18 protein-coding genes and 1 pseudogene are annotated in these 25377 nt (G+C 63.5%); 10 read left to right on the plus strand and 9 right to left on the minus strand.

What is annotated here, in order from left to right; all coding sequences use genetic code 11:
• Positions 1-128: 128 nt before the first annotated feature.
• Genes AC0L3O_RS07980 through AC0L3O_RS08000 form a run of 5 tightly spaced genes read right to left on the minus strand, consistent with a single transcriptional unit; the run spans position 129 to position 7749 of the window.
• A complete protein-coding gene (locus AC0L3O_RS07980) occupies positions 129-2618 on the minus strand; it encodes a GcvT family protein (RefSeq protein ID WP_473615309.1) in 2490 nt (829 codons plus the stop codon).
• Entirely contained in the window at positions 2615-3796 is a 1182-nt protein-coding gene (locus AC0L3O_RS07985; protein WP_473534109.1) for a pyridoxal phosphate-dependent aminotransferase, read from the minus strand. Before AC0L3O_RS07985 ends, AC0L3O_RS07980 begins: the two co-directional genes overlap by 4 nt.
• Positions 3796-4695: a homocysteine S-methyltransferase family protein gene (locus AC0L3O_RS07990; RefSeq protein ID WP_287174649.1), complete on the minus strand. Its 900-nt coding sequence runs from the start codon at positions 4693-4695 to the stop codon at positions 3796-3798. The genes AC0L3O_RS07985 and AC0L3O_RS07990 overlap by 1 nt, the downstream gene beginning before the upstream one ends.
• On the minus strand, positions 4692-7145 hold the full coding sequence (locus tag AC0L3O_RS07995; RefSeq protein WP_473534108.1) for a GcvT family protein: 2454 nt from the start codon (positions 7143-7145) through the stop codon (positions 4692-4694). Before AC0L3O_RS07995 ends, AC0L3O_RS07990 begins: the two co-directional genes overlap by 4 nt.
• A gap of 16 nt (positions 7146-7161) precedes the next feature.
• Complete coding sequence (locus AC0L3O_RS08000; RefSeq protein WP_031254773.1) at positions 7162-7749, minus strand: helix-turn-helix domain-containing protein; 588 nt, start codon at positions 7747-7749, stop codon at positions 7162-7164.
• 305 nt (positions 7750-8054) lie between these two features.
• Between AC0L3O_RS08000 and AC0L3O_RS08005 the strand changes: the two genes are divergently transcribed.
• Positions 8055-8759, plus strand: coding sequence for a nitroreductase (locus tag AC0L3O_RS08005; RefSeq protein ID WP_023798904.1), 705 nt, complete (start codon positions 8055-8057; stop codon positions 8757-8759).
• 37 nt (positions 8760-8796) lie between these two features.
• Here AC0L3O_RS08005 and AC0L3O_RS08010 read toward each other — a convergent pair whose 3' ends face one another.
• From AC0L3O_RS08010 to AC0L3O_RS08025, 4 genes are all read right to left on the minus strand, one after another.
• Entirely contained in the window at positions 8797-9384 is a 588-nt protein-coding gene (locus AC0L3O_RS08010; protein WP_473615311.1) for a sarcosine oxidase subunit gamma, read from the minus strand.
• Positions 9377-12400, minus strand: a complete 3024-nt coding sequence (locus tag AC0L3O_RS08015) for a sarcosine oxidase subunit alpha (RefSeq protein ID WP_473615312.1) — start codon at positions 12398-12400, stop codon at positions 9377-9379. Before AC0L3O_RS08015 ends, AC0L3O_RS08010 begins: the two co-directional genes overlap by 8 nt.
• The gene (locus AC0L3O_RS08020; protein WP_287174641.1) at positions 12397-12693 is read right to left on the minus strand and encodes a sarcosine oxidase subunit delta; all 297 of its coding nucleotides are present in this window, start codon (positions 12691-12693) and stop codon (positions 12397-12399) included. Before AC0L3O_RS08020 ends, AC0L3O_RS08015 begins: the two co-directional genes overlap by 4 nt.
• 88 nt (positions 12694-12781) lie before the next feature.
• On the minus strand, positions 12782-14041 hold the full coding sequence (locus AC0L3O_RS08025; RefSeq protein ID WP_287174639.1) for a sarcosine oxidase subunit beta: 1260 nt from the start codon (positions 14039-14041) through the stop codon (positions 12782-12784).
• A 215-nt stretch (positions 14042-14256) separates the two neighbouring features.
• Between AC0L3O_RS08025 and AC0L3O_RS08030 the strand changes: the two genes are divergently transcribed.
• The 9 genes and pseudogenes from AC0L3O_RS08030 to AC0L3O_RS08070 all read left to right on the plus strand — a co-directional run bounded on the left by AC0L3O_RS08030 (position 14257) and on the right by AC0L3O_RS08070 (position 25316).
• The gene (locus AC0L3O_RS08030) at positions 14257-16746 is read left to right on the plus strand and encodes a mechanosensitive ion channel family protein (protein WP_473534106.1); all 2490 of its coding nucleotides are present in this window, start codon (positions 14257-14259) and stop codon (positions 16744-16746) included.
• A 184-nt stretch (positions 16747-16930) separates the two neighbouring features.
• Positions 16931-17194 carry a hypothetical protein gene (locus tag AC0L3O_RS08035; RefSeq protein ID WP_023798910.1) on the plus strand — a complete coding sequence of 88 codons (264 nt, stop codon included), beginning with the start codon at positions 16931-16933 and terminating at the stop codon, positions 17192-17194.
• A 260-nt stretch (positions 17195-17454) separates the two neighbouring features.
• Entirely contained in the window at positions 17455-18888 is a 1434-nt protein-coding gene (locus AC0L3O_RS08040) for a UbiA family prenyltransferase (protein WP_473534105.1), read from the plus strand.
• A gap of 2 nt (positions 18889-18890) precedes the next feature.
• The gene (locus AC0L3O_RS08045; RefSeq protein ID WP_473534104.1) at positions 18891-20243 is read left to right on the plus strand and encodes an FAD-binding oxidoreductase; all 1353 of its coding nucleotides are present in this window, start codon (positions 18891-18893) and stop codon (positions 20241-20243) included.
• 120 nt (positions 20244-20363) lie between these two features.
• The gene (locus AC0L3O_RS08050) at positions 20364-20810 is read left to right on the plus strand and encodes an EamA family transporter (protein WP_023798913.1); all 447 of its coding nucleotides are present in this window, start codon (positions 20364-20366) and stop codon (positions 20808-20810) included.
• Entirely contained in the window at positions 20807-21814 is a 1008-nt protein-coding gene (locus tag AC0L3O_RS08055; RefSeq protein WP_023798914.1) for an NAD-dependent epimerase/dehydratase family protein, read from the plus strand. Before AC0L3O_RS08050 ends, AC0L3O_RS08055 begins: the two co-directional genes overlap by 4 nt.
• A gap of 23 nt (positions 21815-21837) precedes the next feature.
• Positions 21838-23310: an aspartate aminotransferase family protein gene (locus AC0L3O_RS08060; protein ID WP_473534103.1), complete on the plus strand. Its 1473-nt coding sequence runs from the start codon at positions 21838-21840 to the stop codon at positions 23308-23310.
• Positions 23311-23331: 21 nt separating this feature from the next.
• Positions 23332-24567, plus strand: a complete 1236-nt coding sequence (locus AC0L3O_RS08065) for a hypothetical protein (protein WP_128166910.1) — start codon at positions 23332-23334, stop codon at positions 24565-24567.
• A pseudogene (locus AC0L3O_RS08070) lies at positions 24564-25316 on the plus strand (FkbM family methyltransferase). Before AC0L3O_RS08065 ends, AC0L3O_RS08070 begins: the two are co-directional and overlap by 4 nt.
• Positions 25317-25377: the final 61 nt, after the last annotated feature.

Raw genomic sequence — 25377 nt, forward strand, 5'->3', positions numbered from 1 at the left:
TCCCCGTTCACGGGGAGAGATGCCGGCAGGCAGATGAGGGGCAGCGTGAACCTTGCAAGACTTGTGCCGCCCCTTCATCCGGCCCTTCGGGCCCCCTTCTCCCCGTAAACGGGGCGAAGGAAAAAGGGCTACATCCGCACCCTTTCCGCCTTCGGATCATACATCGGCTTCAGCGACGCTTCCGCGGCGAAGCGCTCGCCGGCGATCTCGATCTCGTAGGAAGACGACAGCACATCCGCCTCGCTCTCGCCCTGGCAAGGCACGTAGCCGAGGCCGACGGCGCCGCCGAGATGATGGCCGTAATTGCCCGAGGTGACCGGGCCGACAATCTTGCCGTCGCGCAGGATCGCTTCGTTGTGGAAGAGCAAGGGTTGCGTGTCTTTCAGGCGGAACTGCACCAGCCGGCGGTTCAATCCGGTTTCTTTTTTTCTCAGCACGGCATCGCGGCCAAGAAAATCGCCCTTGGCAGTCTTCACTGCGAATCCAAGGCCTGCCTCCAGCACATTGTCCTCGTCGGTGATGTCGTGGCCGAAATGCCGGAAGGCCTTTTCGATGCGGCAGGAATCCAGCGTGTGTAGGCCGCAAAGTTTTAGGCCGACATCGGCGCCGGCCTCAGCGATCGCCTCGAACACGTGTGCGGCCTGGTCGGTCGAGACATAAAGCTCCCAGCCGAGCTCGCCGACATAGGTGACGCGATGGGCGCGGGCCAGCCCCATGCCGATTTCAATCTCCTGAAACGTTCCGAACGGATTGGTTTCGTTGGAGAAATCATTCGGGCTCAGCTTTTGAATGAGCTGCCTCGAATCCGGGCCCATCAGGCAGAGCACGGCCTCGGCCGCGGTGACATCGGTGATGACGACGAATTCATCGGCGAGATGTTTTTTCAACCAGGCGAGATCACGCTGCAGCGTGGCGCCCGGCACGACGAGGAAGTAAGCCGTTTCCGATAGCCGCGAGACGGTAAGGTCGCTCTCGATGCCGCCGCGCTTGTTGAGCATCTGGGTGTAGACGATCTTGCCCGGCGCCACCTCGATGTCGTTGGCGCAAAGCCTCTGCAGGAAGGCGCAGGCATCGCGGCCCTCGACACGGATCTTGCCGAACGAGGTCATGTCGAACAGGCCGACGCCGTTTCGGACCGCCAGATGTTCGTCGCGCTGGTTGTCGAACCAGTTCTGCCGTTTCCAGGAATAACGGTACTCGCGCTCCTGGTCCTCACGCGCGAACCAGTTGGCCCGCTCCCAGCCGGCAACCTCGCCGAACACCGCGCCGCGTGCCTTCAGATGTTCATGCAGCGGGGAGCGCCTGACGTTCCGAGAGGTCGCCATCTGCCGGTACGGAAAATGGTCGGCGTAGAGCAGGCCGAGCGTCTCGGAGACGCGCTCTCTGAGATAGCGGCGGTTCTTCTGGAACGGCTGGGCGCGGCGGATGTCGACCTCCCACAGATCGAAGGGTGCTTCGCCATCGTTGATCCATTGCGCCAGCGCCATGCCGGCGCCGCCTGAGGAGACAATGCCGATGGAGTTGTAGCCGGTCGCCATCCAGTAGCCGGACAGCTCCGGCGCCTCGCCGAGATAATAGCGATCATCAGGCGTAAAACTCTCGGGGCCGTTGAAGAAAGTGTGGATGCCGGCGCTGGCCAGCATCGGCATGCGGTTGACGCCCATTTCGAGGATCGGCTCGAAATGTTCGAAATCCTCGGGCAACTGGTCGAAGCAGAAATCTTCGCTTATGCCGTCCATGCCCCACGGCTTGGCCACCGGCTCGAAGGCGCCGAGCATCATCTTGCCGGCATCTTCCTTGTAGTAGGCGCACTCGTCCGGCACGCGCAGCACGGGCAGCCGGGTCAGGCCGGGGATCGGTTCGGTGACGAGATAAAAATGCTCGCAGGCATGCAGCGGGATGCTGACGCCGTTCTGGGCGCCAAGCTCGCGTGCCCACATCCCGGCGCAATTGACGACGACATCGGCCTCGATCATGCCTTGCTCGTCGCCCCGCATCCAGGAAACGCCGGTGACGCAGCCATTCCTCGTGTGAACCTTGGTGACCTTCACATTCTCGACGATCGTCGCACCGCGCTGGCGCGCACCTTTGGCCAGCGCCATGGCGATATTGGCCGGGTCGCATTGGCCGTCGAGCGGCAGATGCACGGCGCCGACCACATCGGAAACATTAAGATGCGGGTACATCTGCTTGACTTCGTTTGGCGAAATCTCGCGCACGTCGATATCGAACGCGCGGGCGAGCGACGCCTGCCTATAAATCTCGTGCTTGCGTTCCTCGGTCAGCGCCACGGTGATCGAACCGACCTGGCGCATGCCGGTGCCGACATCGGTCTCGGCCTCCAGCCTGACGTAGAGGTCGGCCGAATATTTCGCCAGCCGCGTCATGTTCTGCGAACCGCGCAACTGGCCGATCAGGCCGGCGGCGTGCCATGTCGTGCCCGATGTCAGCTGCTTGCGCTCGAGCAGCACGATGTCGGTCCAGCCGACCTTGGCCAGATGATAGGCGACCGAGCAGCCGGAGACGCCGCCGCCGATGATGACGGCCCTCGCCTTGGGAGGAATGGTTTTGGGCGGATTGGTTTTGGTCAGAATGGTTTTCTGGGGCAGGGCGCTCATGCGGCCTCGCGGCGGTAGCTGGACGCGAAGCGGCGCAAGCGAAGGGTTGCTTCCAGAAGCACCGCCTCGGGCTGGCAGAGGCTGACGCGAATATGGCCGGCGGCGGCCTTGCCGAAGCTCGAGCCGGGCATGACGCCGACCTTTTCCTTGTCGAGCAGAGCCCAGGCGAATTTCTCGTCGTCCGGCTCGAGAGCCGAGATATCGAGCATGACATACATGCCGCCTTCGGAGCCGCGCACGGTGATGTTGTTCATGCCGCGCATGGCATCGAGGACGACGCTGCGCCGTGCGGCATAGCGTTCGGCGATCTCCTTGACGCCATAGCCGTTTTCCAGCGCCTCGGCGCAAGCGAGGCTGATGAACGCCGGCAGGCCGTAGGTGGTCACCAGATTGAGGTTGGTCAGCAGCGAGATCATCTGTTCGGGCCCGCTCAGCCAGCCCATCCGCCAGCCGGTCATGCCGTGGCTCTTCGACATGGAATTGATGACCAGCGTGCGTTCCGCCATGCCTGGCAGTGAACGCGGCGAGACGTGCTCGCCGCCGCCCAGCGTCCAATAGACCTCGTCCGACAGCAGCCAGAGGTCATGCTCCCGGCAGATCTGCGCCAGCTCTTCCAGCCGCTGGCGCGAATAGACGGCACCCGTCGGGTTGTTCGGCGTGTTGATCAGGATGGCGCGGGTGTTCGGCCGAAGTGCTGCGCGAATGTCGGCGGCGCGCGGCTGGAAACCATCCTCGGCGGGTGTCTCGACCACGGTGAAATCGGCGCCCGCCGCACTGAAGGTGTTTGGGTAGGTCGCGTAATAGGGCGCCACCACAATGGCATGGTCGCCCTGGTCGAGAACGGCCTGCACCGCCGCGTAAAGTGCCGCCTGCCCGCCCGGTGTGGCGATGACCTGGTCGGGGTTGGTCGTAACGCCGGTGCAGGCGGTCGAGGCCGCCGCCATGGCCTGGCGCAGGCGCGGAATGCCGGCAAGCGGGGTATAGTGGTGATTGCTGGCGCGAACCGCGGTCACGCAGGCTTCGATCGTCTGCGTCGGCGTGTCGAAATCATGGTCGCCGACCGACAGCATGATGATGTCCTCGCCGGCCTGCTTGCGCGTCCAGGCGGCGAAATGGACCTCCCAGCCGTCCTTGCCGGAAGGCACGATGCCGGAAATGCGCGATGACGGTCTGGGCATTATGCTACTCCCGAAATTTCGTAGCCGGCCTGTTCGAGCCGGACGCGCAGGGCCGCGATATGAGGCGGCCCGACTTCGCAGCAGCCGCCGACGATGTCGGCGCCGGCCTCGACCCAGCCGACTGCCTGGTCGGCATAGGCATCCGGATCGAGGTCGTGGCGGGCGTGCAGCACTTCCACCGTTCCGCCATGCTTGAGCGCCTCGACCGAGGTGAAGCCGTTGGCATAGGCGCCAACCGGCCCGCCGAGAGCGATCAGTTCGGGCAGCGCTGCAGCAATGGCTTCGGGCCGGCAGCAATTGATCAGCCTGGCTGCGACCGGCAGGCCGTCGAGAGCTCTTGCTGCCGCCGCTATGGTTTCGCCGCTGCGCAGCCGCGGCGCGCCGTGATCCGCGAGCGTCCACGACACCCACACCGGCTTGCCGCTTTCCGACGCGGCGGTGACAGCCGCGCGCGCCTCCTCGGCCGACGCCATGGTCTCGCACAGGAACAGATCGACACCGTCGGCCTGCTCGGCAACGATGCGGCGGTAGATGTCGAGCGTATCCTCGAAGGATATCGTCAGGGCCGGTGCGTAGCTGCCGAACAGCGGCGACAGGCAGCCGGCGATTGCCGCGTCGCCGGCCTGGTCGCGCGCTTGCCTTGCCAGTTCTATGCCGCGCTGCTGCAGCGGCTTGAACAGCTCTTCCGCGCCCTCGCGCGCCAGCCGCTCGGGGGTTGCGGAATAGGTGTTGATGGTGATGACGCGGGCGCCGGCCCGAATGAACTCCGCATGCAGGTCGCGCACCAGGTCCGGTTCGTCGATCAGCACCCTGGCCGACCATAGCGGGGTGGGATCGGAGCTGCTGCGGCGGACCAGTTCCTGGCCCATGCCGCCGTCGGTGAGAATGACTGAATTCATGCGCGCAACCTCTCGTTGTTTGGATCCCACAGCGGTTCGTCCTTCTGCACGACCGCCTTGAAGCGCTCGCCGAAGATCTCGACCTCGACCGCAGTTCCCGGCTCAGTCAGGTCGGCGCGCAGCACGCCGAGGGCGATCGACTTGTCGATCCGATGACCCCAGCCGCCGGACGTCGTCTCGCCGACGATCCGGCCGTCATGCCACAGCGTCGACATGGTTGGCGCGTCGCAGTCGCCGGGGTTTTCGACGACCAGCGTGACAAAGCGCTTCTTCACGCCCTGCTGCTTCTCGTTTTGCAGCGCCGCCTTGCCACGGAAATCCGGCTTGTCCCATTTGACGAAACGCTCCAGCCCACCCTGCAGGATTGAATAGTCGGTCGACAGGTCGCCTTTCCAAGCGCGATAGGATTTTTCAAGCCGCAATGAATCCAGCGCGTACATGCCAAACGGTTTCAGGCCATGCTTCTGCCCAGCCGCCCAGACGGCGTCGAACACGGTGGCGGTGTCGTCGATCCTGGTGTGGATTTCCCAGCCGAGTTCGCCGGCGAAGGACACACGCAACAGCCTTGCCCAACGGCCGGCAATTGTCGTCTCCTGGTGGGTCAGCCAGGGCAGAGCAAGGTCGGCGGCGCAGATATCGGCGAGGATTTTTCGCGAATTGGGCCCGGCGAGGATCTGCGTTGCGTATTCCTCGGTCCGGTCGACCAGCCTGAACGAGGCGTCCTTCGGCATGCGCCATTTCAGCCATTCAAAATCGTGCCATTGCGCCACCGCGGCGGTGATCAGCGTCATCAAATTCTCGTCGTGGCGAACGGCAGACATTTCTGTGACGATGCGGCCCTTGTCGTCGGCAAAATAGACGAGGCCGATGCGGCCGGGTTTCGGCACCAGGCCGGTGATCTGTTGGCTCAACCAGTCGGCCGCGCCCGGACCGTCGAGATTGAAGCGGGAGAACCCGGGCAGGTCCAAAATGCCGGCGGCATCGCGCACGGCAAGGCATTCTTCGCGCACGCGATGCTGCCACGGCCCGTCGCGGCGGAAGGTCAGCGTCGCGGTTTCCGAGACGTCGTCGCCGGCCTGCGCGTACCAGGTGGCGCGCTCCCAGCCATTATAGGCGTCGAAGCAAGCGCCGAGCGCCTTGATGCGATCATGGATCGGCGACAGTTTGCGGTCGCGGCCTGCCGGCCAGGCATGGCGCGGGAACTGGATGGCGTATTCGTTGCCGTAGATTTCCATGCCCTTGGCGACGCAGTAATCCGGGGCCGAGGCAAAGCTGGTGAAGCGCCGCGGATCGCAGGACCACATGTCCCATTCGGTTTGGCCTTCAGTCACCCATTCGGCCAGCACCTTGCCGGCGCCGCCGCCCTGGGCGATGCCGAAGGTGAAGACGCAGGCCTCGAAGGCGTTCGGCACGCCGGGCATCGGGCCGATCAGCGGGTTGCCGTCCGGCGCGTAGGGGATCGGACCGTTGATGACCTTGGACAGGCCGGCGGTGCCGAGAATCGGCACCCGGGCGACGGCATCGGCCATATAGTCCTCGAGCCGGTCGAGATCGTCGGGGAACAGCTGGAACGAAAAATCGTCTGGCATCGGATCGTTGTGGCCGACCCAATGCGCACGGCAATTGCGCTCATAGGGGCCGAGATTCATGCCGTTCTTTTCCTGGCGCAGATAATAGGAGGTGTCGACGTCGCGCAGCAGCGGCAGTTTCTTGCCCTGCTCCTTAGACCACGCGGCCAGTTCGGGGATTTCCTCGAAGAGGATATATTGATGGCTCATCACCATCATCGGCACGTCGCGGTCGAACATCCTGCCGACTTCGGCCGCACGGTAGCCGGCGGCGTTGACGACGATCTCGCAGCGGATCTCGCCCTGAGCGGTCTCGACCACCCACTCGTCCTTGTCGCGGCGCACGCCGGTGACCGGACAGAAGCGAATGATCTTCGCACCCAGGTCGCGGGCGCCCTTGGCCAGCGCCTGGGTCAACTGCGCCGGGTCGATGTCGCCGTCGCTCGGATCGTAGAGCGCGCCCTTCAATTCATGCGTTTCGATGAACGGGTAGCGGCGCTTGATCTCGTCGAGCCCGACCACATCGATGTCCATGCCCTGGTAGCGGCCCATGCCCTTGGCGCGCTGAAACTCCTGCATGCGCTGGGCTGTATGGGCCAGCCTGAGCGAGCCGGTGACATGGTAGTTCATGGGATAGCCAACCGCGTCGGCCAGCCCGCGATAGAGCTCGGTCGAATAGCGCTGCATGTTCATCAGCGACCATGACGAGGAGAAGGTCGGCACGTTGCCGGCCGCATGCCAGGTTGAGCCGGAGGTGAGCTCGTTCTTTTCGAGGAGCACGCAGTCGGTCCAGCCCGCCTTTGCGAGATGGTAGAGCGCCGACGCACCCACGACACCGCCTCCGATGATCACCACACGTGCCGTGGTCGGCAAACCGGCCATATTCTTCTCCAGACCTCTAGTAGACAGGTGGCGAAACCACCCAGATGACCACCGCCGGCTCCGCACCGGGATTGCGCCAGCGGAACGGCTTGCCGTCGAAGCGAAAGGAGTCGCCTTCGCCAAGCCGGTGCCAGACGCCTGATATCTCGATGTCGAAGCTGCCGGAAGCGACATATCCGGCTTCCTCCGTCGGCCGGCGGGCTTCGGTCTTCAGTTCAGCACCCGGCGCGAAGACCGAACGCAGCATCTCGAAGCTACCGCCGAGATCGGGCGAAAGAAGCTCCTCCACCAGGCCGGAATCGCTTGTGCCAAGCGTGCGGCGGCTGCCGGCGCGGACGACCACGCCGCGCTCGTTCTCGACGGGCACGTCGTGGCTGAAGAACAGGCTGACCGGCACGCCGAACAATTCCGCGAAGCCTCTGAGATCGCTAAGCGACGGTATCGACAGGCCGCGCTCGACCTGACTGACCCAGCCGACCGAGCGGCCGAGCTTCAGGCCGGTCTCGGCAAGCGTCAGCCCGCGCGCCCTGCGCAGCGCCCTGATATCGCCGGCCAGCAGCCGTTCGCGGTTTTCCTGCTCCGATCTGACGGCGGTTGAGGTCAAAGCTTTTTTCTCGGTAAAAATCTGTCTGGTGAAATTGGTGAAAAATTGAGGGCAAATATCATCAGGGGTCAGGTTCGTGAAAAAATCAAGAGAATTTTCATGAGGGCCACAAGATTTGCTTGCGCCGTTTTGACGGTTCAGGCAAAGGCTTGGCCTCGAACGGCCAGTGAGGGCGTCCGGTCGAGGCTTGCGTTAGAGCGCCATGCGTCAAATTGGACCGCAATGGTGCTCTCTCATTTCTAGACGGCGCATGTATCCTTTCCGGAATCGATTCCGGTTTCCGTGGCACGCGCAAAGGGACGCCCATGCTGGAAAACAGGACTAAGATTACGGACGGCGCGGCGATCGTCGACGAGGCGATCACGTCGCGCCGTTCGGTGCGGGCGTTCCTGCCCGACATGGTCGACGACGAGACGATCCGCGCCATACTCGCCGTTGCCGCGCGGGCGCCTTCGGGCACCAACATGCAGCCCTGGCGGGTCTACGTGACCAGGGGCGAGGTCAAGCAACGGATCACCGACGCCATCCTCAACTCCGGCATCCGTGCCGAAAAGGCCGAGTGGGACGAGTATCGCTACTATCCCGACCAGTTCTTCGAGCCCTATCTGACCCGGCGGCGAGCCAACGGCTTCGGCCTCTACAGCGTGCTCGGCATTGGCCGGCGTGAGGTCGACAGGATGCGCGCGCAGCACGACCGCAACTTCGTCTTCTTCGACGCACCGGTCGGCATGATCTTCACCGTTGACCGGCGGCTGAACAAGGGCTCGTGGATCGATTACGGCATGTTCCTGCAGAACATCATGGTGGCGGCTCGGGGCAGGGGTCTGCACACCTGCCCGCAGGCGGCCTTTGCACCCTATCACAAGCAGATCAGGCCGGTGCTCAACATTCCCGACGAGGAGATCGTCGTCTGTGGCATGGCGCTTGGCCGTGAGGACACATCCAAGCCCGAAAACGCGTTCCGCACCGACCGCGCGCCGCTGGAAGAGTGGGTGACGTTCGCCAGTTGAGGTGACGCCAAGCGTGGTGACGACGCGCCGCGTCGGTCTACTGCACTTCGTAGCCGACTTCCTCGCTGGCGTGACAGAGCGCCTTCCAGAACGAGCGCGAAAACGAGCGGAACACATAGATGTCGAACTGGTCGGCGCCGGTGCGCTGGATCTGGGCGAAGACGTCATGATGCATGGTCGAGCGGCCGGCACCGACCGGGAAGGCCGGCAGCGCGAAGTCGATGGCGAAGAACTTTGCCAGCACCCATTCGGCCCTCGGTCCGGCGATGCGGATCGCGGTGCGGCCATGCGACAGGTCAGTCACCGTGCCGATATCAGGGGTGACGACATTGGCAAAGGCCGATGCCAGGCCCTCGGCCTCGTCGACCACGGTGAATTTTCCCGGCGCAAAACCGAACACCGACCTCACGCCGTCGGTGCTGCCGGCGCCGGCGCCATCGGGCAGCGCAAGGCCGGTAACGGTGCGAATGCCTGCTATCAACGCCTTCTGCTGGCCCGGCCAGGCAGCGAGCTGCAGGATCGATCCCGGCCTGGTTTCGGATAGGATGACCTCGATGCCGTGTTCGAAATCGCCATGCGAGCCGGTGCGCAGCTCCAGCTCAAGCGGGGATTGGCGCTCAACCATGCATGCGGCTCCCGTCCGGATCAAAGAAGTGGTTGGAGACGATCTCGACCGGGCCGAACCGGTTGCGCAGAGGATCGGAGATATGGGCGCGCGTGCCGCGCCGTGCCTTGCCGTCCTTGACCAGAGCGAGCGCGATGTACTTGCCGAGCGCCGGCGAATAACAGCAAGCGGTGATGTGGCCGATGGAATCGTGCGGATTGGCTTCGTCAAGCGCTTCGACGATGTGCGCGCCGCCGTTGAGCGGCTGGTTGTCCAGCGAAATCAGGCCGACGAGTTCCAGGCGGCCAGGCGCGATCAGGCCCTCGCGATCCATCATCGCCGAGCCGATGAAGGGCTTCTTCCTGGACAGCATCCAGTCGAGATGCAGGTCGCGTGCGGTGGTGCGGCCGTCGATCTCGGCGCCGGTGACGTGGCCTTTCTCGATGCGCAACGTGCCAAGCGCCTCAAGCCCGTAGGTCACCAGTCCGAACGGCTTGCCGGCTTCGATCAAGGCTTCCCAGACAAGTGCGCCGTAGCCGGCGCCGGAGTAGACTTCGAAGGCCATTTCGCCGGAGAAGGAAAGCCGGCAGATCATCACCGGCACGCCTGATATCTTGCCGTGCACGATGCCCATGAAAGGCAGGGTTGCGTTGTCGACGGCGGTGCCGGTGACGCAAGCAGCAAGGATCTCTCTCGCCCTAGGCCCGCCGATCGCCGCACCCGCCCATTCGTCGGTCACCGAGGTGACATGGACCTTCAACTCCGGCCAGATGACGTCGAGGAAATACTCCAGATGCTGCATCACCTTGCCGGCATTGGCGGTGGTGGTGGTCATCAGGAAGTCCTGTTCGCCGAGCCGCCACGTCGTGCCGTCGTCGAAGGCGAGGCCGTCCTCGCGCAGCATCAGCCCGTAGCGGGCCTTGCCGACGGCCAATGTCGAGAACATGTTGGTGTAAACCCGGTCGAGGAATTCCGCCGCGTCCGGGCCCTGCACGGCGATCTTGCCCAGCGTCGAGACATCGACGATGCCGGCGCTCTCCCGCGTCGCCCTGGCTTCGCGCACATAGGCCTGCTCGATCGTCTCGCCGGGATGGCCATAAATCATCGGGCGATACCAGAGGCCGGCTGAATACATGGTCGCGCCGTTGGCGACGTGCCAGTCATGCATCGGCGTCAGTCGTTCGGGCCTCAAGTCGCCGAAACGCTCCGCGGCCAGTGAGCCGATCGACACGGCCGAAAAAGGTGGGCGAAAGCGTGTCGTGCCGACTTCGGGAATCGGCTTGCCCAGCGCCTCGGCCATGATGGCGAGGCCGGGTATGTTGGAGCTCTTGCCCTGGTCGGTCGCCATGCCGAGCGTGGTGTAGCGCTTCAAATGCTCGACCGAGACAAAGCCTTCGCGATGCGCCAGCCGTACATCCTCCGCCGTCACGTCGTGCTGGAAATCGACGAAGCTTTTTCCATCGGCCCTGATCTCGAACACCGGGGCCGGGTCGGGACCGCCGGGTGCGGCTTCGACGACCGGCAGGGCCGTTGGCGCACCTGTTCCACCTGCCGCCGAAAGCCCGGCGGCGCGGCCTTCGGCGATTGCCTCGGCGGTGGAAAAGCTGCCGGTGAAAGCGCCGGCGCCAATCCATTGCTGTGTTGGCCATCGCTGTGTTGGCCATTGCTGGGTTGGCTTCGGTGGCAGGAAGGCTTGTCTGGCGGCATTCCATTCCGCCTTGGCGCCGGCCTGGCTGGCCAGATGGATGGTCGGCGACCAGCCTCCCGATATCAGCAGGCAGTCGGCTTGAATGCTGCGCGCCTCGCCGGCAAGCGCGCCGTTGGCCATGTCGAAGCTCTGCACCTTGACGCCGGACAGCGCCTTGCCGCCTTCGGTGGCGACCACGGCGTGACCGAAAAGGATCTTGGCTTCCGCTTCATCGGCGAGCTCGCGCATCTCGCTCGAAAGCTCCGGCCGCACGTCGACGATCGCGACAATCGCCGCGCCGGCCTTCTTCAGCGCCAGGGCGGAGCGATAGGCGCTGTCATTGTTGGTGAACAGTGCGATCCTGTTGCCCGCCAGCACGCCGTACTCGTTGGCGTAGCGCTCGGCGGCATGCGCCAGCATCACTCCCGGCCGATCGTTGCCCGGAAACACCAGCGGCCGCTCGAAGGAGCCGGTGGCCAGCACCACCGACTTGGCGTGAATGATCCAGTAGCGATGGCGTGGTTCGCCCTTGCCGGGCCTCTCCTTATGGTCGGCAACCCGTTCAAGCGCGGCGAGCGTGTTGCCGTCATAATACCCCCAGACCGTGGTGCGTGGCAGCAGGCGGACATTGTCATAGCCTTCGAGCTGGCCGGCGGCTCGCGCTGCCCAGTCGGCCCCGGGCATCCCGTCGATCGTTTCGCCCGACCAGTTGGCCGAGCCGCCGAAATGCGGTTCGAGTTCGCTGAGGATGACACGCGCGCCCTGATCGGCGGCTGCCCTGGCGGCCATCAGTCCGGCCGGACCGGAACCGACCACCAGCACATCGCAGAAGGCGTTCATGCGCTCGTAACGCGCCGTGTCGGCAGCGGTCCCGGCGCGGCCGAGACCGGCGGCGCGGCGGATGAAATGCTCGCAGAACATCCAGAAACGCGTGCTCTTCAGCGGGCCGATCGCGGGCCCCATGAAGGTCTTGTAATAGAAGCCGGCAGACAGAAGCTTGCCGCCGAGCTGGTTGGCGGCGCTGACATCCCAGGCCAGCGATGGAAAGCGGTTCTGGCTGACGGCGGTCAGCCCATCATGGATCTCGACCATGGTCGCGGCGATGTTGGGCTCGCGAACCTCGCCCCGCAACACCGTCACCAGGGCGTTCGGTTCCTCGACGCCTGCTGTCAGCACCCCGCGAGGACGGTGATATTTGAACGAGCGTCCGAACAGGGTGACGCCATTGGCCAGCAGCGCTGAGGCAAGCGTGTCGCCGGCATGGCCGGTGTAAGGCGCGCCGTCGAAGGTGAACCGGATGGTTCGCAGCCGGTCGATCCGGCCACCGGCATCGGTGCGGCGCGGGCTCATGACTTGGCCTCCGCCTTGTGCCGGGCAGCCACTTTGTGGTCGCCGCGCGTGAACGCGACGCTGGAGATCTCGTGTGTCAGCGTGTTGCGCACGACCCTGAGATGGGCGCGGCAGCCGCCGGAATGCTGCCAGATCTCGTTGTGGTCACCCGCCGGGTTCAATCGGTCATAGACATAGGCGTTCCAGGCATCGAGGTCCTGCGAGGCAGGCTGAGGGCGCTCGCGGTTGCCGTCACCCTGATAGGTGAACTCGATGACGTCGCGCGGGCCGCAATAAGGGCAGGTAATCAGCATGCGATTGTATCTTCTCGTTTGACCATGATCTTGGCCGAAAACCGGTTTCCAATCTTGGTTACGCCAACCTGCGGTTCGGGATCATGGTTTAATGCAGCCGCGGCGTCGCGCCCTGGCCCTTGTCGTCGATCACCAGGCCGCGATGGAAGCGATCCAGGGTGAAGGGCGCGTTGATGTCGTGCGGTTCATCCTTGGCTATGGTCCACGCAAAGCACCAGCCGGAGGCCGGCGTCGCCTTGAAGCCGCCGTAGCACCAGCCGCAGTTGAGATACATGCCCGGCAGCGGGCCGGTGGTGATGATGGGAGAACCGTCCATCGACATGTCGCAAACGCCACCCCAGGAGCGCAGCATGCGAACCCGGGCGAGACCCGGAAACAGCGCCAACATCTCGCTCATCACCTCGTCGACAACAGGCAAACTGCCGCGCTGGGCGTAGCTGTTGTAGCCGTCGAGGTCACCGCCATAGACAAGGCCGCCCTTGTCCGACTGCGACATGTAGAAATGGCCCATGCCGAAAGTCAGGACCGTGTTGATGAACGGCTTCAGCGATTCCGTCACGAAGGCCTGCAGCACCTGGCTCTCGATCGGCATCGTATCGATGCCGGCGAGCCGCATGACTTGCCCGGTGCTGCCGGCCACCGCGACCGCCACCTTCCTGGCGCGAACCTCGCCGCGCGAGGTCGTGACGCCTGATATGCGGTCGCCGTCGCGCAGGAAGCCGGTGACCTCGCAATTCTCGATGATGTCGACGCCACGGCGGTCGGCGCCGCGCGCATAGCCCCAGGCGACGGCATCGTGGCGGGCGGTGCCGGCGCGCCGCTGCATTAGGCCGCCGACGATTGGGAAGCGCGCCGTGGCGGAGACGTCCAGCGCCGGCACCAGGCGCGCGATCTCGGCCGTGGTCATCAGTTCGGCGTCGACGCCGAGATGGCGCATGGCGTTGCCGCGGCGGGCAAAATCGTCGAGCTGGGCGGGCGTGTGCGCGAGGTTGAGGCAGCCGCGCTGCGAGAACATGACGTTGTAGTTGAGATCGTGCGACAGGTTCTCCCACAGCTTCATCGAATGTTCGTAGAAGCGCGTGTTGGCCGGCAGCAGGTAGTTGGAGCGGACGGCTGTCGTGTTGCGGCCGACATTGCCGGAGCCGAGCCAGCCCTTTTCCAGCACCGCCACGTTGGTGATGCCGTGCTCCTTGGCGAGATAATAGGCGGTCGACAGGCCATGGCCGCCGCCGCCGATGACGATCACGTCGTAGGACGCCTTCGGATCCGGCTTGCGCCAGGCCGGCTTCCAGTCCTTGTTGCCGGTCAGCGCATTTTTGAGAAGCGAGAAGGCCGAATATTCCGCCATTCTTTTTGTTGTCCGTTCTGGCTTTTCGTCAGCCGTTTTGGGCGATGCGGCACATTATAGAGCAGGCCGCTGCCGCAAAGCCAATATTGCGCCATCGCTTTTCGACTGGCCGACTCCGAAGGGCGGCAGGGCGGGACGGCTTGCTCCCCGGTATCAGCGTCTTTATCAAGGGCAAGCTTTAGAACGCCTTACCGCCTGTGAGTCGCCAAACGATCATGCTTTTCCGACTGCTCCGCTTCGTACTGGTCCTGGCGACCGTCGCCTCGGCGCCGCTGTCGATTGATGCGGCGGCGCAGGGGCTTGAGCAGGCTGCCTCCGGAGTGGTCGCCGACCAGCAGAAAATCCTGCAGGACCTGACGACGAGGACCGACAATCTCGAAAAGAAAATCCAGGAGGACGGTGACGACGACGCCAGCCTTGTCGACATCCGCCTGCAGCTCGAGGAAATGTCGCGAGGTGCGCTGGACAGCGCGCTTGTCTTCCGCCCGCGCCTTTCGGAGATCAACGCAAGGCTCGATCAGCTCGCGGCGCCGCCGGCCGCGGGCCAGCCACCCGAACCCGACATCGTGACCAGCGAACGCCAGGCGCTGGCGTCCGAAAAGGCCGAGATCAATGCTGTCATCGCCGCGGCGCAAAACCTGTCGATCCGAATCAGCGGCCTCATCGCCAAGATCGCCAATATGCGCAGCGAGCTGTTTCGCAATCTGCTCACCAAGCGCTACGTGCTGTCCGACGCGTTGAGCCCTGAAGTCATTTCCGATGCCAATGGTGAATTTACCGGCTTCAACAAGGCAGTGTCGTCGTGGCTGGCCTTTGTCTTCAAGTTCAAGTTCCAGGCCGTGCTGGCCGCGACCTTGACGGCGCTTTCCCTGGCGGCGGTGCTTTTTGTCGGTGGGCGGCGTTTGTTCGGGGGTATCTTCGAAGCGGACCCGTCGGTCGAAGATCCGTCCTATCTCAGCCGGTTGTCGGTGGCGTTCTGGTCGACATTGCTGCCGACGCTGGCGGTCGGCGTCTTCCTGGTCTCGACCGTGTTCTTTTTCAACTATTACAATGTGTTGCGCGGCGACATTGGCGTTTTCCTGAAGGCGCTGGTCGGGGTCATCGCGGTGGTGTTCTGCGTCAACCGACTGGCCAATGCGACGCTGGAGCCGCGGCTGCCGAACTGGCGGCTCATCCCCGTTGAATCAGGCCCGGCACGCTGGCTGGTGCGGCTGACGACCGCCATGGCGGTAGTGATCGGCGTCAACTATTTCCTGTCGGTGGTCAACGACACGATGGGCTCGCCGCTGTCGCTGACCATCGCCAGAAGTTTTGTCGCCACCGTCATCGTCGGCATCATCCTGATCCTGATGGCGCTGCTGAAGCCGTTCAAGGCCACCGACGGAAGCTGGCGCCCCTGGCCGGCGTGGCTGCGCTACACCGCTGTCGCGCTAGGCCTTTTCACCATTGCCACGGCGCTGCTCGGCTATATCGGCCTTGCCATCTTCGTCTCGCTGCAGGTCGTGGTCACCGGTACCATTCTGGTGACCGCCTATATCGGCTTCCTGTCAGCGCGGGCGATCAGCGAGGAAGGTGGCTTTGCCAACACGTCGATCGGGCGCTGGCTATCGACCAATTCCAGTTATGAGGAGTCCGCGCTCGACCAGCTCGGCTTGGTCGTCAGCGTCGCCATCAACCTGATGATCGTGCTGGTGTTCCTGCCGATGATCCTGTTGATGTGGGGCTTCCAGCCCGGCGACATCGAGGCCTGGGCGTACAAGCTGGCGACGGGCCTCACCGTCGGCTCCGTGACGATCTCGGTGACCGGCATCCTCACCGGCATCGTCGTCTTCATCATCGGCTATTTCCTGACGCGCTGGTTCCAGGGCTGGCTCGACGGCTCGGTGATGGCGCGCGGCAAGGTCGATACCGGCGTGCGCAACTCGATCCGGCTGGCGGTCGGCTATGCCGGCGTCGCGCTCGCAGCCCTCGTCGGCGTCTCGGCGGCGGGCATCGATCTCTCCAACCTGGCGCTTGTCGCCGGCGCCCTGTCGCTCGGTATCGGCTTTGGCCTGCAGAATGTCGTCTCCAACTTCGTCTCCGGCCTGATCCTCTTGGCCGAGCGGCCGTTCAAGGTCGGCGACTGGATCGTCGCCGGTGAGATCAGCGGCACGGTCAAGAAGATCAGCGTGCGCGCTACCGAGATCGAGACGTTCCAGCGGCAGTCGGTGATCCTGCCCAATTCAAACCTGATCAACAATGCGGTCGGCAACTGGACGCACCGCAACAAGCTCGGTCGCATCGACATCAAGGTCGGCGTCGCCTACGGCAGCGACGTCAAGCAGGCCCATGCTGTGCTGTTGGAGATTGCGCGCGGCCATCCGCTGGTGCTGAAAAATCCGGAACCCTTCGTGCTGTTCACCAATTTCGGGGCGGCCGCTCTCGAATTCGAAATCCGTGTGTTCCTGGCCGACGTGATGAACGGCAACATCGTGCAGAACGACATTCGGTTTGCCGTCCTCGACGAGTTCGCCGATCAGCATATCGAAATTCCGTCGGCGCCGCGCGCCGTCGTCGAGACCAAGAAGCATGAGGCGTGGCCGATCGATGACGACAAGATCGAAGTCGATTTTGCCGAACAGGAGCAAGCAAAGGCGGAAGCCGTGGCCGAGACGAAACGCCTGGCCAGATCCGGGCGCAAGACCCGCAAGCCGGATCCCGATTAGGGTTTATTGATATTCAGCCGGCCTGCGAACGGCTGATACCTGCGCTTCCGACGCAGCCAAAGCAATTGCGGCATGAATGCGGCATTCAGTTGCCGTTCAGCTGGCATCTCATATAAGCTCACATGCAAAGGGCGGAAATGCCTTGCGAAATGCAACAGAGGCGGTGGCAACACCGATACTGCAAATGTGGAAGTCGCTCGTCGCCGCCATCGCTTTTCTTGCCGTGGGCGGTTCAGCCTTTGCCGCCAGCGCCACCAACAAGGACGCCGAGACCCGCACACTCGTCGTGACCGAAGGCGGTGGCAAGACGGAGCTGGCGCTGGCCGCCGGCGAAACCGCTGAATTCTGCCCGACCGGCTGTTTCGTTACCATGCCGAATGGCGACCTCGAAGCGCTGACCGGTTCGGAAACAATCGAAATCTCTGGCGGCGTCGCCCGCATCAAGTAACCGCGTCAAAAAACGTTGACTAGTTTTTAGAAGGCCGGGCAAATGCCCGGCCTTTGATCGTTTCGGGTTATCGAAACTTAACGATGAAAGGGAAAATACCGTCCCGAAAGCCAGGCCGGGCCGGACGCTTTAACGATCGCTGCGCTGTTGCCCGCTATATCGGGCCGAAGACGCCGAAGCATGGGGTTTTGGATCGGCGCCTGATCCTTTCCGAAAGGTCGACTTTCGGGATCATGCGCTTTTAGGCAGGGCAACGAAGAATGGATGTGCGGTCGGACAGGAACGCAATCCCGCTTGCTGTCGATCTCGACGGCACGCTGATCGCGACGGACCTGTTGTGGGAAGGTCTGTTCATCCTTCTCAAGAAGAATCCGCTCTATGTTTTCCTGGTGCCGTTCTGGCTCGCCGGCGGGCCGGCGCGGTTGAAGCAGGCCATCGCTCAACGCATCGACATCGATCCTGCGTCGCTGCCCTACCGCGAGGCGCTGCTTCAGCGCCTTCGCACCGAACATGGCGAAGGCCGCAAGATCGTGCTGGCGACCGGGACGCCGCGTAAATTCGCCGAGGCGATCGCCGCACATCTCGGGATATTCGATCGCGTCCTGGCGACTGACGGCCCCCACAACATGACGTCAGGCAGAAAGCGCGCCTCGCTTGTCGCCGCCTATGGCGATGGCGGCTTCGACTATGCCGGCAACAGTCGGCGCGACCTTAAGGTATTCGACGCCGCGCGCACGGCAATCGTCGTCGCGCCCGACCGTCATGCCGCGCGCTGGCAGGCCGCGCACAGTGCTGAAATCATGCCGGCGCCGAAGCCGACATTCAGAACCATCGTCAAGATGCTGCGCGTTCATCAGTGGCTGAAAAACTCGCTGATCGCAGTGCCGATGGTGCTGTCGCACGAATACTTCAACGCCGACATGATCTGGGAATGCCTGCTGGCATTCGTCTCGTTCAGCGCGGTCGCTTCCGCCATATACATCCTCAATGATTTCTTCGATCTCGCGCTCGACCGCAAACACCTGACCAAGCGCAACCGGCCATTCGCCAGCGGCGCGCTGTCGATCCCGTTCGGCCTCGGTTCAATGATGGTGCTGCTCGCAATAGGCCTTGGCGCAGGGCTTCTGCTGCCGATCGAATTCCTCGGCGTGCTCTGCGGCTACATGGTCATCACCACCGGCTATTCGCTGTCGTTCAAGCGCATGCTTCTGATCGACGTGCTGACATTGGCCAGTCTCTACACCATCCGCGTTCTGGCTGGCGCCGCGGCGACCGGGGTCGACGTCTCGTTCTGGCTGCTGGCCTTCTCGATCTTCTTTTTCCTGTCGCTGGCGCTGGTGAAGCGGTTTGTCGAGCTGCGCACGACCGCCATTCCGGCCGGCGAGCGCATTGCCGGCCGCGGCTACCGCACCGAAGACCAGGAGATCGTCGCCCAGGCGGGCATGGCGTCGGCCTTTTCCTCGGCGCTGGTGCTGGCGCTCTATATGGACAGCGCTGCGGTGCGCGAACTTTATCCGCATCCTTGGCTGGTCTGGCCGCTGGCGCCGATCGTGCTTTACCTGACCATGCGCGTCTGGATTCTCGCCCGCCGCGACCAGATGCATGACGATCCGGTCGTCTTCATCATCCGCGACTGGCGCAGCCAGATCGTCGTGCTCATCGGCGCTGTGTTTCTGGTCGTCGGAGGCTGGTAGACGTGGGGCAGGAGCGGTTCCAGAGCTTCGGTCTTGCCACGCCACCGGCACTCGATGTGATCCCGGCGGACGACGCTGTTGCGCTGCTGAAGAGCGGCAAGGCGACAAGAAACGCTTTGCTCGCCTACGGCAACGGCCGCTCCTATGGCGATTCCTGCCAGAATGGAGCCGGCACGATCGTCGATATGCGGCCGCTGAACAGGATCCGCGCCTTCAATGCCGAGACCGGCGTGATCGAGGCCGAGGCCGGCGTGCTTCTGTCCGACATCATCGCCCATGCAGCGCCATACGGCTTCTTTCCCGCCGTCGTTCCGGGTACGCAGTTCGTCACGCTCGGCGGCGCCATCGCCAACGACGTTCACGGCAAGAATCATCACCGGCGCGGCACCTTCGGCTGCCACGTCGAATCCTTGACGCTGCTCAGATCAGACGCACAGGCCCATTATTGCTCGGCCACCGAGAATGAACGCCAGTTCGCGGCGACGATCGGCGGCATGGGGCTGACTGGCCTGATACTGTCCGCATCGATCCGGCTGATGAGGGTGCCATCGCTCGACATCATCGAGAAGGTGACGCCGTTCCGTAATCTCGGCGAGTTCTTCGAACTTGCAGAAGCGGCCGATCAGGCCAACGAATACGTCGTCGCCTGGATCGACCAGCTTGCCGGCGGCCAAAGTCGCGGGCGCGGGCTGCTGTTCACCGGCAATCACGCCGAGCATGGCTCCCATGTGGCCTTGCGGGCCGGTGAAAATCTTTCGGTGCCGTTCCAGCCGCCGTTCAACGTGCTCAACCGGCCGTTCCTGACTGCGTTCAATGCCGCCTACCGGTGGAAGAAAGGCCGGTCGACAGCGCCGCGCCAGGTCGGGTACCAGGGTTTCTTCTTTCCGCTCGACGGCGTCGGCAACTGGAACCGGCTCTATGGGCCGAACGGGCTTTTCCAGCACCAGAGCGTGATGCCGCAAGACGTCGCGCGCCGAGTGGTGCCGACGTTGCTTGCGGCGGCAAAACGGGCCAGGCAGGGCTCGTTCCTCACAGTCCTGAAGCGCTTCGGCGGGGTCCGCTCGCCGGCACTGCTGTCGTTCCCGCGGCCGGGTTTCACGCTGACGCTGGATTTCCCCAACCGTGGCCGGGCGACGCTGGCGCTGCTGAAGGAACTCGACCAAATCACAGTCGAGGCCGGTGGCGCGATCAATCCCTACAAGGACGCCCGCATGGGCGACGACGTTTTCGCAGCCTCCTTTCCGGAATGGCAACGCCTCGAAGCGATCCGCGATCCCGCCTTCATGTCGAGTTTCTGGGCGCGAACGGCGAAAAAGCTCGAGGCGCGACACGGAACCGCCGAAGCCGCGGAATAGATAACATTCGAATATGTCGTGGTTAATGCGTCGATAACTCAAGCTTTCCTCAAGACTTTTTGTGCTTCACGAAATGTTTGGAGGTTTTCAATAGGACGGGGGAGGGTTGATGGAAAAAACATGAAATACATCGTCTTCATTCTGTTCACGGTCATGACCAATGCCGCCGCGCAACTCATGCTGAAGCAGGGCATGATGTCACTCGGTTCGATTTCCTTCGAAGGCGCCAATCCGTTGCTGAAGCTGTTGCAGATCGTCTTCAGCCCATGGATTTTCCTCGGCCTGTGCACCTTCGTCATCTCGATGGCGTCGCACCTCTATGTGCTGTCCAAAGTAGAGCTCAGCTTCGCCTATCCGTTCCTCAGTCTCGCCTATGTCGCCGTTGCGATCTTCGCCTATTTCATTTTCCGCGAAGACCTCAATGGCTGGCGTATCGCCGGCATCGCTTTCATCTGCGTCGGCACGGTGCTGATCGCCCAAAGCGGCCGGGATTTGGGTGGTCGCGGGCATGACGAGGAAACCGCCTCCCTTTCGTCCGACAAGATTCACAGTGGGATCGTTCGATGAGACATGTGATCTTCGGCGGCGACGGTTTCGTCGGCCGCCACCTTGCCCCAAAACTTCTGGCCGACGGCGAGGAGGTGGTCGTCGCCGATATCGCTAAAAGCGACCTGCCGCATTACCGCTCCGCCCGATATGTCGGGTGCGACGTCACCGATCCGGCCTCGGTCGATTCGGTCGGGCTGAAGGCCGACGACATGGTCTATAATCTGTCGGCGAAAATGCTGTCGCCGATCCAGGTGCGCGCCAGGCGCCACGAATTCTTCTTCCCGGTGAATTTCCACGGCACCGAGCACATCATGCAGGCGATGGACAGAGCCGGCGCGCCCAAGCTCGTCCATTACACGACCGACATGATCTACGGCCACACGGTCACGCAGCCGATGACCGAGGAACACCCGGTTGCGCCGCTCGGCGAGTATGGCTGGTCGAAGCAGAAGACCGAGGAACTGGCCGTCGAATGGCGCAAGCGCGGCATGTCGATCTCGCTGTTTCGGCCGCGCCTGATCATCGGCCCCGGCCGCCTCGGCATCCTCGAAAAACTGTTCAAGCTGATCGACTGGAACCTTCCGGTGCCGATGATCGGCTCGGGCAAGAACCCGTATCAGTTCATCTCGGTGTTCGACTGCGCCGAGGCGGCGCGCGCCGCGTGGAAGGCCGGCGTGCCTGATGAGGCCTATAATCTCGGCTCGCTCAACCCGCCGCCGGTCCGGAAATTGCTCGGCGACCTGATCAGGCATGCCGGCTCGAAATCGATCCTGATCCCGACCCCGGGCTGGGCAGTCAAGCGAACGCTCGACCTGCTCGACCTCTTGAACATGCCGATCATGGATCCGGAGCAGTATCTGATCGCCGACGAGGACTGCGTGCTCGACGTGTCCAAGGCCGAACGCCAGCTCGGCTGGGTGCCGCAATATCGCGACGAGGACATGCTGATCGCCGCCTACAGCGAATATCGCGCCAAGAAAGACGGCCATGCCGTCGCCGCCAAACATGTGCCCGCCGAGTGACGGGCCAGCAGGAGACTCTTGAGATGACCGTGATGACCAAGCCAGACCACACGACTGCGCGCGCCACGGTCAGCGCGCCGGCGCTTTCGCCCGCCACCACCGCCAAGCCCGATCTGATCAGCGTCGAGCAGGCCAAGGCGATGGACGTCGCGCGCATGACCGACCTGTTCAAGGCGCATCTCAACCCCGGCCAGCTGCATTTCATGAAGCTGCTCGGCTTCCACAAGATCAAGGTCGAGCGCGCCGAAGGCATGTTCTACATCGACCAGAACGGCCGCAAGATCCTCGATTTCTTCGGCGGCTTCGGCTCGCTGGCCTTCGGCCACAATCATCCGCGCCTTCTCGAGGCGCGCAAAAAGTTCCAGGAGGAGAAGCGGCAGGAGATCGCCATCGCCTTCATGTCGCAGTATGCGGCGGCGCTGGCGCACAATCTCGCCAAATGCTCGCCCGGCGACCTCGACATGGTGTTTCTGGGCTCTTCCGGCTCCGAAGCCATGGAGGCGGCGGTGAAGCTCGCCGAGCGCGCCGCCGGCCCGAAGCGGCCGAAAATCGTCTATGCCGAGAATTCCTTCCACGGCAAGACCAAGGGCGTGCTGGCGATCACCGACGGCTCGCTCTATCGCGCCGACTTCAAGATGGCCGACAATGTCATGCGCATTCCGTTCGGCGACGTCGAAGCGGTCGAGCGCACGTTCCGCTCCGATCCCGAGGTCGGCGTCATCGTGCTCGAAACCATCCAGGGCGGCGGCGGGATCATCCAGGCGCCTGCCGAATACTGGCAGAAGCTGCGTGCGCTCTGCGACCAATACGGTGTTCTGTGGGTCGCCGACGAGGTGCAGTGCGGCTATGGCCGCTCAGGCCGCTTCTATGCCTTCGAGCACTACGGCGTCGTTCCGGACGTGACGGCGCTGGCAAAGTCGCTCGGTGGCGGCAAGGCGGCGGTCGGCGCGATGATCGCCAGGCGCGAGGTCTATATGAAGGCCTACGGCACGCCGAAGACTGCGATGATCCACGCCATGGCCACCTTCGGCGGCATGGGCGAGGCCTGCGTCACCTCGATCGAGGCGCTCAACGTGCTTTACGACGAGGGGCTGATCGACAACGCCGCGGTCACCGGCGACTATCTGCTGCAACGCCTGCAGACGTTGCGGGAAAAATACCCGAAGATCATCAAGGAGGTCCGCGGCAAAGGCCTTATGGTCGGGCTGGAATTCCACGACTTTTCGCAGACCTTGCCGATGGTGCTGCGGCCTGTGGTCAGCGTGCTTGACGACAAGCTGAAGGGATCCTTGTCCGGTTTTATTGGTGCTTTGCTGCTGCGTGACTATGACGTGCTCGTTGCCTTCACCGAATACAACCGCAACGTCATCCGTCTCGAACCGCCGCTGATCTGCCAGCGCGAACATGTCGACCGCTTCGTCGAGGCGCTCGACAGCCTGTTGTCGCGCGGCATCGTGTCGATCGTGAAGGATTTCGTCAAAAGCCAGGTCCGTTAGCCAGGTGCGCCGAGCGAGACCATGCTGAGCAAGTCTCCGGCTCCGACAAACCTGCTCGACCGGCTGACCAAGGCCGGTCTGGCATGGGGCGAGGGCACCTATGCGCGTCTTGCCGCACCGATCGGCGCGGCTGCCTTCGCGCTCTACATTCTGCTGACCGCGGCGACGGCATGGTTCATGCCTGACGCCAATTGGGACATGCTGCCCTACCTCGCGATCGCCGAGGAGGGCACCTATCGCGATGTGCAGGCGCTGCACGATTATGCCTATGGCACGGTCAGGGACGGCCTGTCGGCGAGCGACTACCAGGCGCTGACCGATGATGGCGGCGGCTTCCGCAGTCATATGGCCGGGAATGCCGCCGATTTCCATTCGCTGCTCGGCATGTACCGGATCAAGTTCCTTTACGCCGAGATCCTGTCGACGATGAGCTCGGCGATGTCGCCGGTCGCGGCGATGCGGCTGCTGCAGGTGTTCTCGGTATTGCTGTTCGGCGCGATCGCGCTGCTCTGGCTGCGCTCTGAGGGCGCGCTGGCGCTGACGCCGGTTCTCGGCGCGGTGCTGATCATGGCCGATTTCGGTGACGCGGCGCGGGCGTTGACGCCTGATCTGCTGTGCTCGGCGCTGTTCCTCGGCGGGCTCTTTGCCTATAGGCGCGGTCGTGAAGTGGCCACCGCGATCCTGCTTTTCCTCGCTTTCATGGCTCGGCCCGACAATATTGTTTTCCTTGCTATTTTTGCCGTGTTGCTGGTCGCCTTCCGGCAGAGGGCGTGGGGCGCGCTGGCCGGCTTTGCCGCCTCGCTCGTCGCCTATTTCGCCATCTCGCACTGGGCGCAGCATCCCGGCTGGTGGCCGCATCTGTGGTTCTCCTCGATCGAGCAGCACTACAATATGGCCGGCTTCGATCCGCCGTTCTCGGCTGTCGCCTACCTCCGGGCTTTTGCCGTCTCCGTGGTCCGTGCCGTCGGCCTGAACAACTGGGTCGGCGTCTCGGTGCTGGCGCTGGCGGGGTGGTATGCCTCAAGCCGTGCCGGCTTCAAGTTCGACCGCCGCGCCGGCATTCTGTTTGCGGCGTTGGTGCTCGGCGTATCGGCCAAATTCACGGTCTTCCCGATCCACGACACCCGCATCTATTTTCCCAATCTGATCCCGCCGTTCCTGCTGCTCGCCGGGCCATTCATGGCGTTGTGGGCATCAGCGAGCACCAAAGGGCGCGGCGCCGCGCCATTGCACGTCATTCCTGGAGACAAGTCATGAGTTCCGTTTCCAGCCTGGCGCGCATCGCGCTGTCGCTCGGCCTCCCCGCTGGCATCCTCGATCGCGGGCCGTCGCTGCGCGGTACGAAGTTCCTGGCGAAGGCCGCGCTGAAGGCGCGCCTCAGTGGGGCAAAAAGGCGGTTCCAGATGGTCAATGTCGGCGCCTGCGATGGCGTGTTGTTCGACGATGTGACGCCGTGGCTGCACCGCATCCCGCACGCTCGCGCCGTACTGGTCGAGCCGATCCCGCACAACCAGAAGCGCTTGCACGCCAACTATACCGATACGGGCCGCTTCGTCATCGGTCGCAGTGACGAAGACCAAGGGAACGATCACGGTCCACACCTTCGATGCCGCCGCACTCGAGGCTGGCACGCTGCCGATCGAGTTCATCGGCTGCTCGTCGGTGACCGACACAAATTTGATGTCGGGCAAGAATGCCTGGGGCCAGGCCGATGCCAACTTCAACAAATTCGCGCCGCACCTCAGGGATATCGAAGTGCCGTCGGAGACATTGCAGACGCTGCTCGACCGCAACGGCATCACCCATATCGACCCTTCCTTGTCGATTGCGAAGGCGCCGACTGGATCGTCTTCGAGCAGCTCGACCTAGAGCGCTACCGTCCCGGCATGATCAAGGTCGAGGTTGGTGCGTTGCCGGCGGCCGAGATCGGCCAGGTCGTGGTCAAGTTGAAGACCGCTGGCTACCAGGTCGGCTTCCAGGCCGAGGACATCTGGGCCTTCGCCTGAGGGATAGCCCCGGGCCCGAAAGCAGCTGATCCTTTCGGGTCGCGTCGCATCTGCAGCGTGT

Source organism: Mesorhizobium sp. WSM4810 (assembly GCF_055811235.1).

Bases quoted from the DNA above. Each gene is read 5' to 3' on its own strand.
- AC0L3O_RS07980 (WP_473615309.1), bottom strand. From the start codon at position 2,618: ATGAGCGCCCTGCCCCAGAAAACCATTCTGACCAAAACCAATCCGCCC.
- AC0L3O_RS07985 (WP_473534109.1), bottom strand. From the start codon at position 3,796: ATGCCCAGACCGTCATCGCGCATTTCCGGCATCGTGCCTTCCGGCAAG.
- AC0L3O_RS07990 (WP_287174649.1), bottom strand. From the start codon at position 4,695: ATGAATTCAGTCATTCTCACCGACGGCGGCATGGGCCAGGAACTGGTC.
- AC0L3O_RS07995 (WP_473534108.1), bottom strand. From the start codon at position 7,145: ATGGCCGGTTTGCCGACCACGGCACGTGTGGTGATCATCGGAGGCGGT.
- AC0L3O_RS08005 (WP_023798904.1), top strand. From the start codon at position 8,055: ATGCTGGAAAACAGGACTAAGATTACGGACGGCGCGGCGATCGTCGAC.
- AC0L3O_RS08010 (WP_473615311.1), bottom strand. From the start codon at position 9,384: ATGGTTGAGCGCCAATCCCCGCTTGAGCTGGAGCTGCGCACCGGCTCG.
- AC0L3O_RS08015 (WP_473615312.1), bottom strand. From the start codon at position 12,400: ATGAGCCCGCGCCGCACCGATGCCGGTGGCCGGATCGACCGGCTGCGA.
- AC0L3O_RS08020 (WP_287174641.1), bottom strand. From the start codon at position 12,693: ATGCTGATTACCTGCCCTTATTGCGGCCCGCGCGACGTCATCGAGTTC.
- AC0L3O_RS08025 (WP_287174639.1), bottom strand. From the start codon at position 14,041: ATGGCGGAATATTCGGCCTTCTCGCTTCTCAAAAATGCGCTGACCGGC.
- AC0L3O_RS08030 (WP_473534106.1), top strand. From the start codon at position 14,257: ATGCTTTTCCGACTGCTCCGCTTCGTACTGGTCCTGGCGACCGTCGCC.
- AC0L3O_RS08035 (WP_023798910.1), top strand. From the start codon at position 16,931: ATGTGGAAGTCGCTCGTCGCCGCCATCGCTTTTCTTGCCGTGGGCGGT.
- AC0L3O_RS08040 (WP_473534105.1), top strand. From the start codon at position 17,455: ATGGATGTGCGGTCGGACAGGAACGCAATCCCGCTTGCTGTCGATCTC.
- AC0L3O_RS08050 (WP_023798913.1), top strand. From the start codon at position 20,364: ATGAAATACATCGTCTTCATTCTGTTCACGGTCATGACCAATGCCGCC.
- AC0L3O_RS08055 (WP_023798914.1), top strand. From the start codon at position 20,807: ATGAGACATGTGATCTTCGGCGGCGACGGTTTCGTCGGCCGCCACCTT.
- AC0L3O_RS08060 (WP_473534103.1), top strand. From the start codon at position 21,838: ATGACCGTGATGACCAAGCCAGACCACACGACTGCGCGCGCCACGGTC.
- AC0L3O_RS08065 (WP_128166910.1), top strand. From the start codon at position 23,332: ATGCTGAGCAAGTCTCCGGCTCCGACAAACCTGCTCGACCGGCTGACC.